The organism is Phocaeicola sp. GP0067, assembly GCF_031119655.1.
Taxonomy (GTDB): Bacteria; Bacteroidota; Bacteroidia; order Bacteroidales; family Bacteroidaceae; genus Phocaeicola; species Phocaeicola vulgatus.
This window is the reverse complement of sequence record NZ_JAVHZY010000051.1, coordinates 1-5,803: the sequence shown is the minus strand read 5'-3', so window position 1 is coordinate 5,803 and position 5,803 is coordinate 1. Positions and strand designations below refer to the sequence as shown.

Annotated in this window: 4 protein-coding genes and 2 tRNA genes; 5 read left to right on the top strand and 1 reads right to left on the bottom strand. The window is 38.9% G+C overall.

What is annotated here, in order from left to right:
• The 5 genes from RE317_RS20730 (at nt 1) to RE317_RS20710 (ending at nt 4,350) form a co-directional block, all read left to right on the top strand.
• A tRNA-Asp gene (locus RE317_RS20730) sits at nt 1–74 on the top strand.
• 29 nt (nt 75–103) lie between these two features.
• A tRNA-Asp gene (locus RE317_RS20725) sits at nt 104–177 on the top strand.
• A 242-nt stretch (nt 178–419) separates the two neighbouring features.
• Nucleotides 420–1,070, top strand: coding sequence for a phage integrase SAM-like domain and Arm DNA-binding domain-containing protein (locus RE317_RS20720; RefSeq protein WP_227195571.1), 651 nt, complete (start codon nt 420–422; stop codon nt 1,068–1,070).
• Between the two features lie 267 nt (nt 1,071–1,337).
• Nucleotides 1,338–2,018: a porin family protein gene (locus tag RE317_RS20715; protein ID WP_117889601.1), complete on the top strand. Its 681-nt coding sequence runs from the start codon at nt 1,338–1,340 to the stop codon at nt 2,016–2,018.
• Nucleotides 2,019–2,310: 292 nt separating this feature from the next.
• Entirely contained in the window at nt 2,311–4,350 is a 2,040-nt protein-coding gene (locus tag RE317_RS20710; protein ID WP_005851651.1) for a glycoside hydrolase family 2 TIM barrel-domain containing protein, read from the top strand.
• A gap of 756 nt (nt 4,351–5,106) precedes the next feature.
• Here the strand turns inward: RE317_RS20710 and RE317_RS20705 are convergent.
• Nucleotides 5,107–5,535 (bottom strand): hypothetical protein, encoded by a 429-nt coding sequence (locus tag RE317_RS20705; RefSeq protein ID WP_012055917.1) that lies wholly within the window; start codon nt 5,533–5,535, stop codon nt 5,107–5,109.
• Nucleotides 5,536–5,803 lie beyond the last annotated feature (268 nt).

Sequence of the window (5,803 nt, the reverse complement as noted above, 5' to 3'; positions counted from 1 at the left end):
GGTGCGTTAGTTCAGTTGGTTAGAATACATGCCTGTCACGCATGGGGTCACGGGTTCGAGTCCCGTACGCACCGCAAGTCTTTTTTGATTTATTAAAATTATTGGTGCGTTAGTTCAGTTGGTTAGAATACATGCCTGTCACGCATGGGGTCACGGGTTCGAGTCCCGTACGCACCGCTTCTCAAGAAAGCAAAATTAGGAAAAGCTCTGATTCTCAACGGAATTAGGGCTTTTTTGTTTGTTTGAGGTGAAGCAGAATGTAGCGTTTCTGAGAAGTATGTCAGGTGCAAATTCAGTTGCTTTTTTTAAGGCCATATAAAAAGCCCCTGGCACACATCATACTTCATTGATTTTCATATTTTTGAGTAGGATTTGTCTGTTCCTTACTTATTAATTTTACAACGTAAATTAAGAGCTGTATGAAACAGGAATCAATGAAAGTTTTGTTCTTCATACGCAAGAGCAAATTATTAAAAAACGGCGAGGCACCGATTTCTCTTCGTGTGACAGTTAATGGGCAGCAGGATGAAATCCGAATCCAGCGTTCTGTTCCAATCAAATTATGGAATAACACCAAAGGCCGCAGCAAGGGAAAGGACCGGGCGTCGGTGGAACTGAACTGCTATATTGAGTCGCTGACAGTCCGTTTATACCAGATTCACAAGGAACTTTTGTTTCAGGAGGCTTTGGTAATTCCTAAACATCTTTTGGTGAAGCTGTTCTCTAAAGAGGAACGCCGTATTGTTTTGGGTACGATGAAGAAGTACATGGATGACTGGACGGCATTAATCGGCAAGGAATATCAGAAATCCACTCTTTCCCGTTATGGGAACTGCTATGAATTGCTGGAGATTGTAATCCACGAATTCTACAGGAAAGAGTATATTTCCTTCAACGAGTTGAAGGGTGAGTTTATTGATGCTTTTGAAATGCACCTGCGGATAGTGAGAAAATTGTCTCAGAATACGCTGACCAAATATATGAGCTGCTTCAGAAAAATAATGTATCAAGATGAATTATTGTTGATGTGGAAATATATAAAAAATCATGCAGTCAATGTGCTAATTTAAAATAGCTTCTTCTTTTGTAAGCTTGAAACCGTACTTATTGCTTGTTTCCCTTGTATTTTTTTAGTGGATCGGTCATCGCTATATCGTACTTACATTCAATTTTATCGGTTTGGTAAAATGTTAGTTTGAAATAAAAATGATTTCATGGATGGGGGTAAAACGGAACTTTGTTGTCATTCTGTCAAAAAATGAAGTTGTTATGATGAAAAAGATTATAGCGACACGATAGTATAAACTATAGAATTACTAACTTTAATTTATTTTTCAATGAAAAAAGTATTATTATTTGCTGTTGTTTTTTCTTGTAGCATGTGGGCTAATGCTCAGCGTGTTACATGGGCAACCGAAGCAGGGTTATCTGCAATACAAAGAACTGGGTATGGAGAATGTTGGCGTCCATCCACTCGTTTAGGGATATCTGCAGATTATAATGTTAATAATATGTTCTCTATGAAGTCGGGATTATATTATACTTTTAGAGGATACTCTGTGAATAATGGCGGAACATATAGTAATGGAGATGCTACATGGATAGAAAATGTTTCTCAGACAAGGCATTTTTTACAAGTTCCTATTTTAGCTAAATTCTCTATCCATAGCAACAATTCCACTAAATTTTTCTTTGAGATAGGACCATATATAGGATATTGTATAAAAAATCATATTGACAGCAATCCATATTATCTAACTATGCCTTCTTCCGGTTGGGTTGAAGGATATCCTGGTGTGGGAGAAAGTGCGGAGGGTGGTAGCAACCAGTTTCTATATCAGCATGCGAGAAATTTCGACTGGGGAATGACATCTGCTGTAGGTATTGAAAATCGGAGGTGGACGGTTAAGCTTCAATATGAAATGTCACTTGGGAAAGAATCTAAAAATGATAATATAGGTGTGAATTATAACAGTTTAACCCTCTCTGTTGGTTATAAGCTAAATGTAAAACAATAAGATAATATATCGTTGGATTTTATATTTGTAATTATATCGGTATTTTTTAGCATGCTTCTATACGAAATATTATAAGAAATGCTTGGAAAAATCTTTGAGAGGATATGTGTTGATTTATTATTTTGCTTATAATATATGCCGCTGTGAATATCAGAAGAAAAGTTATTCATGGCGGTTTTGACTTTTACCTTTTTCGTATTCAACTATTCTTCTGTGTTTTAGTTGCTCTCTCAAGTTTTTTGCCTATTTTTGCTGTTGGAACATAAATCAAAGTATAATAATAAAAATACATATGAAAAACCTCAGAAGAACTTTCACCGTATTATTTGCCGCAGCTTTCAGCATGCAGGTGTTGGCACAAAGAGAAGATAAGCTTATCAATCAGGATTGGAGTTTCCGTTTTTCCCATCAAGTAAATGCTAGTGCTGCACGTAGGGTAGACTTGCCTCATACTTGGAATGCGCAGGATGCCTTGGGTGGTAAGCACGATTACAAGCGGGGAATAGGTAATTATACTAAAAAGATATTCATCCGTCCCGAGTGGCAAGGCAAGCGGCTTTTTTTACGTTTCGAGGGGGCGAATTGCGTGAGCAATGTCTTTGTAAATGGTAAACATATAGGTGAGCATCGGGGAGGCTATGGAGCTTTTGTCTTCGAGATAACCGATAAAGTGGAATATGGAAAAGAGAATACATTGCTGGTACGTGTCAATAATGGCGAGCAGTTGGATGTAATGCCATTGGTCGGTGATTTTAATTTTTATGGCGGCATTTATCGGGATGTACATCTGTTGCTGACTGATAACCTGTGTATTTCTCCGTTAGATTATGCATCGTCTGGGGTTTATCTCATACAGCAACAGGTTACGGATAAACAGGCAACTATTTGTGCACGCGTAAATCTTTCTAATGGAACGGGAGAACTCCGGAAAGTAGTGCTCCGGTTGCAGGTTAATGACGGGAAAAAGACTGTGTATGAAACGGAGAAGGAAGTAAGTATGATTCCTCATACAGATGTACAGGTAGAGAATATAGAGTTCATACTGAAGAATCCGCGTCTTTGGAACGGTATGCAGGATCCGTTCATGTATCAGGCGGTGTTGACTTTGATTAAAGACGGAAAAGAATTGGACAAAGTGGAACAGCCGTTAGGGTTACGTTATTACGTCACGGATCCCGATAAAGGTTTTTTCTTGAATGGAAAACACTTGCCGCTGCATGGTGTATGCCGTCATCAGGAGAGGGCGGAAGTGGGTAATGCTCTTTGTCCGGTGCATCACGAGGAAGATACTCGTATCATGCTTGATATGGGGGTGAATGCTGTTCGTCTGGCACATTATCCGCAAGCTACCTATATGTATGATTTAATGGATAAACATGGTATTGTTACTTGGGCTGAGATTCCATTTGTGGGGCCGGGAGGATACGCTGATAAAGGTTTTGTTGATCAGCCTTCTTTCCGTGAAAATGGTAAAGAGCAGTTGAAAGAGATGATACGCCAGCATTACAATCATCCTAGTATCTGTTTTTGGGGGTTGTTCAATGAATTAAAAGAGCAGGGAGACAATCCTGTAGAGTATATAAAGGAGTTGAATGCTATAGCGCATCAAGAGGATCCTACTCGTCCTACTACTTCTGCAAGTAATCAGGAGGGTGCGTTGAATTTCATTACTGATCATATAGCTTGGAATCGCTATGACGGATGGTATGGGGCTACGCCGGCTACGCTTGCCACATGGTTGGATGCTACTCATAAGAACCATCCCGAAATGAAAATTGCCATCAGCGAATATGGTGCGGGTGCTAGTATCTATCATCAGCAGGATTCATTGGTACAAACTGTTCCCGGAAGTTGGTGGCATCCAGAGAATTGGCAAACAGAATATCACATTCAGAATTGGAAAATAATAAACGAACGTCCGTATGTGTGGGCTAGTTTTGTGTGGAATATGTTTGATTTCGGTGCGGCTCATCGTACGGAAGGTGATCGTCCGGGCATTAATGACAAAGGGCTGGTAACCCATGATCGCAAGATTAAAAAGGATGCTTATTATTTTTATCGGGCCAATTGGAATCCGGAACCTATGATTTATATCGCGGGGCGTCGTAATGTGAATCGAGTGAAGCCACTCGTTGATGTACAGGTTTTTTCGAATGTAGAAGAAGTGATATTGATCGTGAATGACTGTCAGTGTGGAAAGATGAAACCAGACAGTTTGAAAGTTTGTTTGTTCAAGGATGTCCCTCTCAGAAAAGGAAGGAATGAAATAGAAGTACGTGCCAATGATAGTAAAAAACAATTGATAGATCGATGTACTTGGATATTACAATAAAACAATTGCCGCAGGGAGTTATACATTTATTTCTGCGGCGATTGTTTTTTATTAGTTTGATTTAACCAGTTGGCTCATCGTCTTGTGTTGATTCTACATAATCAGAACTGTTGAACCGTCGTTACGGTAGTGCTATTTTATCTCCATCCCATGTTGTGACAGATGAAGAATGTAACAACCAATAAAAAAATGATAGAAGATGAAAAGGTTATTTATTATTTAACTATTGCTCTTTCCGTTGTTCAGCGTGGCAGTATGTTTTCTTAATGATATTTCTACGCTAGAAACAGAACAGTTGATAATACCCGAAAAGCTAGGAAGTGGAGAGAACCGGGGTGATTTCGACTATCCGGCTGAAAAGGTAAGATACTTGTGATTTACTTCGCGCAAGGATAACGCAGGTTGTGGGCGAGTGTATTGTGGAGTTTACCGGTGTAGATGTATGCCGCATTGAGGTTGCCGAACTGTATGTTGAGGAATCCATACAATGACAACAACTGTTCGGGAGCTTATAACAATTTGCAATCAGGTATGATTAATCTGCTCGATGCGGAAACCTTAGCGTAGCATGATATGATTTTCTTCGATTCACTCTGATAGTGATATCAACCTGTAGGGTAGCCTGTAGATTTCTTGAAACATGCGATTTGAAAGAGTGATTGGTGATACTGTCGTTTCTTTTGGGGAGGTTTCGTTGCCATCGTGCGAGGGAAAAATAGCATCCGTCGTGGAAATCCCTGTAGACCGAATGACTTATCAGACTAGTAGATGCCTGTTTCTCCACCAGTACCATATAAATCGGGTACCAGTTGTAATTAGGGCTACTGACAATCCTGTATAAAATACAGCAATGAATGCTTCCGGTAGTAAATGCAGGGTGCGTGTCAAAATACCTATGGTAATCATGAATGCCATGATAATCCACCCTTTTACATCGAAGAAAGAGAATGGACAATTCTTGGCTTTCTTTTGAGATATGCGATGAGTATGTTTCTTGTAAAGTTTATGAAATATCAGACCAAAGAATAACAGAAATACTATGGTAGCTTCACAGACTTTGAAGAACCAATAATGAGAATCGTTTATCCAGCAACTTATTCCAATACGTAAGATGTTGATACCGGCTAAGAGCCAAACTATGCCTGCTGTAATAAGTAATGTATTTTTTGTTACTCCGTATTTCATGTTAGCATTAAAAATAATGAATGGCAAAGATACGTCTTTTTAATGGATCATCTGATAGGTGAATAGTTTTTTATTTGTAAATGGAGGAATAAAACAGGTCTGTCTTTTTGTATAAAGAGAATTATAGAATTTACTTATTTATTGTCTTTGATTTCGTTCTTGTCTTAAATGGTAGTTTTGTTTTTTAGTGTGTGTGGAGATGCTGCAAGTTTTGCAAGTTTGCAAGTTTGCCTTCCGTTTTTCCGTCTTTTCTTGTTTTCCGTCTGCT

Bases quoted from the DNA above. Each gene is read 5' to 3' on its own strand.
- RE317_RS20720 (WP_227195571.1), top strand. From the start codon at position 420: ATGAAACAGGAATCAATGAAAGTTTTGTTCTTCATACGCAAGAGCAAA.
- RE317_RS20715 (WP_117889601.1), top strand. From the start codon at position 1,338: ATGAAAAAAGTATTATTATTTGCTGTTGTTTTTTCTTGTAGCATGTGG.
- RE317_RS20710 (WP_005851651.1), top strand. From the start codon at position 2,311: ATGAAAAACCTCAGAAGAACTTTCACCGTATTATTTGCCGCAGCTTTC.
- RE317_RS20705 (WP_012055917.1), bottom strand. From the start codon at position 5,535: ATGAAATACGGAGTAACAAAAAATACATTACTTATTACAGCAGGCATA.